Source organism: Chamaesiphon sp. VAR_69_metabat_338, assembly GCF_031423935.1.
Taxonomy (GTDB): Bacteria; Cyanobacteriota; Cyanobacteriia; order Cyanobacteriales; family Chamaesiphonaceae; genus Chamaesiphon.
The window spans coordinates 1-3,866 of record NZ_JANPGM010000069.1 but is presented as its reverse complement, the minus strand read 5'-3'; the positions used below and the strand labels follow the sequence as shown (position 1 = coordinate 3,866).

Annotated in this window: 4 protein-coding genes; 3 read left to right on the top strand and 1 reads right to left on the bottom strand. The window is 48.3% G+C overall.

The window, feature by feature from the left end; translation table 11 throughout:
- Positions 1 to 54: 54 nt before the first annotated feature.
- Positions 55 to 723, bottom strand: a complete 669-nt coding sequence (locus RMO84_RS02050; protein ID WP_310486794.1) for a hypothetical protein — start codon at positions 721 to 723, stop codon at positions 55 to 57.
- A 498-nt stretch (positions 724 to 1,221) separates the two neighbouring features.
- Here RMO84_RS02050 and RMO84_RS02045 point away from each other — a divergent pair, with 498 nt between their 5' ends.
- From RMO84_RS02045 to RMO84_RS02035, 3 genes are all read left to right on the top strand, one after another.
- The gene (locus RMO84_RS02045) at positions 1,222 to 1,572 is read left to right on the top strand and encodes a hypothetical protein (protein ID WP_310486793.1); all 351 of its coding nucleotides are present in this window, start codon (positions 1,222 to 1,224) and stop codon (positions 1,570 to 1,572) included.
- Between the two features lie 88 nt (positions 1,573 to 1,660).
- Positions 1,661 to 3,157 carry an efflux RND transporter periplasmic adaptor subunit gene (locus tag RMO84_RS02040; protein ID WP_310486792.1) on the top strand — a complete coding sequence of 499 codons (1,497 nt, stop codon included), beginning with the start codon at positions 1,661 to 1,663 and terminating at the stop codon, positions 3,155 to 3,157.
- Positions 3,158 to 3,203: 46 nt separating this feature from the next.
- Positions 3,204 to 3,866 (top strand): ABC transporter permease (locus tag RMO84_RS02035; protein ID WP_310486791.1); only part of this gene is annotated, 663 nt, incomplete at its 3' end.

The window sequence follows — 3,866 nt, the reverse complement described above, 5'->3', positions numbered from 1 at the left end:
AGTCGATTCCATAATCACATTCTTGCCACTGACGATCGCTCGGATTAACAACGACTATGACAATATTGCCGCCTTCATGCCAGCGTTTGAATGACAGCACGAAGATAAGCAAACGGATCGGACATTCCCCACACAGCATTGAAGCCTAATGCACGGATGACTCGACCCCATCGATGCCATCAACTTGTTCGGTGGGTAATAGTTGCAGGGCGTTAAATCCGAGTCGGCAAACGTAGCATAGGCTGAGATATTCAGATGGTCGTTGAGTCCGGCAAATGAACCGACGTGCGCTTCATAAATAATCAGATCTGCAAATTTGGGCGTGGCAAATTCAGACCACTCCTGTTGCCAATCGACGACGATCCCTCTGGCGTTATCTTCCGCACTCTCTACTTGTCGCGCATAGGCATCTACACGAGTCAAGATGCCACCTCGATTGGTAGGATCGCCGCCTTGATTGATAATCGAGAATTGATAGGGTTGACCTGCCACAACGTCCGCCACATCCACCGACCAGTAGCTAGAATTACTCGGTTCTGGTGCGAGTGGGATTTGAGACATCCGTTCGTCTTGCCAAATGCAAACTGAAACAGCAATCGCGTTCGGTGCCCAAACTCGAAACGAACATTCCTCACCAACCAAATTTGCACCCATTCCAGGATGAACGGATACCAACGATTCTCCAGGGGAGCGACTGAAATCACGCGGAGGTTTCCTCCGCATGTGTTTCAGTCAAGACAGAGGCTCCGCCAACTATCGATCGCCATTAAAGACTCACTCATGGTTTTAAATTTTGGTTGGATGGCAAGTAACAACCGTCGATAAAATTGTTGGTATAAATATCATTTTTATATTGCCTCAGCAGAAAATAAAATAGTTTTTTATCGTATGAAGCTAATTGCACATATTCTATCTTTCAAATGTGAGGAAGCTGTGAGCTATTTGCAATGTATTTCAAATTAATTTAGTAGCATTAAACACTCAATACTTGTACGAGAAGCTAATTATGCGCCTCAGGACATGCTAATTTTAGGTGATAATTGCTTGCGAACGTCATCTAAAAATTAATGTTATTTTGTTATGTTTTGTTAAGGTAATTTTATCTATGCCTTTAGAAGGAGTGCTTTATTTATTTCATTGATTAGCTTTAAGGTATCGCTCGATTAATTAAGATCTAAATTTAATTGCTCGACCCAAATATTTCACTTTAAAACTAATTTTATGAAGAAGCTAATTTTGCTAGCATTGGTATGTACGGGATTCGCAGTGACTACGCCCTTGACGGCACAGGCACTAGATTCAGACAAAATCGCTCAGTACGATCGCGACCAGTATCGTGACAACCAGTATCGTGACAACCAAAATCGCGACTACCAGTACGATCGCAACCGAAATCGAGATCGCCAGTTTTCTGTTTATTACCGCAACCGTAACGATCGCCAATGGACTCTGGAGAGTAACCACGACAATCGTCGCGATGCCCAACGTGCGGCCAACCGATTGGAGCGGCGTGGTTATTTAACCTACGTTCAAGTCAGTCGAGAAGTCAATCGTGGGATGAATCGAGGCTAATGTCTGCAATTGAAGGCGTTGGTTTCTGCACAGGCAGAGGCTACGCCAACGGCTGCACCAATGCCTGACACCAAAATTTGAGGTAACAATGTCGAGTATTAGCTTGAATTTCAAGAAGGGCATCGATTCTCTGTCGGAGACAATCCGCCATCCAAAGATCGACAAGCGGCTAATGTGGTTGCTGGTGGCAATTCCGCTGTTCGGTATCGCTAGCTATGCTGGTTATCATCAATTGGTGACAGTTCCCAAACAGCAGGCGCAAAATAAGATTAAGACGGCAGCAGTCACGCGGGGCAATTTGACAGTTCTGGTATCCGCCAATGGCACCGTGCAACCTGAAAGTTCGGTCAATATCAGCCCCAAAACCCCTGGTGTCCTGAAACGGCTGCTGGTTAAAGAAGGCGATTTTGTCAAGCCAGGGCAGATTGTCGCCTATATGGACAATTCAAACCTTCAAGGGCAATTGCTCCAGGCACGGGGAAATGTTGCTGCTGCTCAGGCGAATTTGAAGAAGGTAATTGCTGGCAATCGATCGCAAGATATCGCCCAGGCGCAAGCTCAGGTTAATGAAGCTAACGCTGGTTTGCAGAAGCTAATTGCGGGGAATCGATCGCAAGATATCGCTGGAGCTGTGGCAAACCTGAATAAAGTTCGGGCTACCTACAGACAAGCAGCAGAAGATCTGCACCGCAACCAAAAATTACAAGCACAGGGAGCGATCTCGCAACAAGCTTTGAGTCTGGCTCGATCGACTAGTGATAGTGCTCAAGCACAGGTAGAGCAAGACCAACAAGCATTGAATCTACTCAAAGCCGGATCGCGCCCTGAAGATATCGCTCAAGCTAGAAGCGTCGTCAACCAACACCAACAGGCATTAAACCTCCTCAAAGCTGGATCTCGTCCTGAAGATATCTCCGAAGCCCGTGCCAAGGTAATGGCAGCTCAGGGTGCCGTCGCGATCGCGCAACGCCTGATCGACGACACTACGATTCGCGCCCCCTTTGCCGGGATTATCGCTCGTAAATATGCCGATCCTGGTGCATTCGTCACGCCCACCACGGCGGGTAGTGCGGTGACTTCGGCCACATCATCTTCGATTCTGGCTCTAGCCTCCACAAACGAAATCGTGGCGCAGGTAGCCGAAGCCAGTATCGCCCAGATTAAGGTCGGGCAGGTAGCGACAATTAAGGTGGATGCTTATTCTGGCAAAACCTTTGCGGGCAAGGTGACGCAAGTTGCTACTCAGTCATTGGTGCAACAAAATGTGACTAGTTTTGAGGTGAAAGTGGCGGTTACTGACTCCCAAAAACTGCTCAGTCAAGGGATGAATGTGACGATCGATTTCAAAGCTGGAGAGCTGAATCAGGTGCTACTTGTGCCGACGGCTGCGATCGTTCAACAGGCAAAGGCTCAGGGTGTATTTGTGGCGAAAACAGGTGGCGATCCGGTATTTACGCCGATCGTGGTGGGGACAACTGTAAATGACAAGACTGAGGTTAAGTCTGGCTTAACTGGGAACGAGCGAGTTTTACTCAGTTTTCCACCTGGAACCCGTAAAGCCACTGCGATTACAGATGGCGGTTGACGATAGACAGCACTCTCCGAAACTACCATTTGTGGATACTTGAATCATGCGTAGATCTACCCACCCCACCCTGCGGGCACCCCTCCGAGGAGGGGATTTACCGGACAAATCTCTGCTGCGTCCGTCTCGCCGTAGTAAGCGTAAAATCTCGCTGCTGGAAATATTTTTGATGGCAGTAGAAACCCTGTGGAGTAATAGAGTCCGCAGCGGATTAACAATGCTGGGCGTAATTATTGGGATATCTTCTGTAATTGCGATTACTTCGATCGGTCAGGGTGTCCAAAAATCCACTGAGTCGAGCATTGCAGCATTGGGTACCAATATCCTCCAAGTCTCCGCCGCCGCAGCGAAAACGGGTGGCATTAGTCAGGGGGCTGGTTCTGCTAGTACGCTGACCTGGGAAGATGCTCAGGCGATCGCCAAACAAGTCCCTGCTGCGACAGCGGTGTCAGCGTTCTTGTACCGCCCCAGTGTTCAGGTGGTGCGAGGGAACGTCAACATTTCGATAACTGCCATCGGCACGGATTTAAACTTCCCAGAAGTGAGAAATGTCCGACCGGAATCAGGGGTATTTTTTCAGCAGCAGGATTTGGATACAGCCAAAGCAGTGGTAGTAATTGGTGCCAAAGTTCGAGACGATCTGTTCCCTGCGTCAGCAACGGCGATCGGTAGCGATATTCGGATTCAGGGTAAACGTTATCGCGTGGTG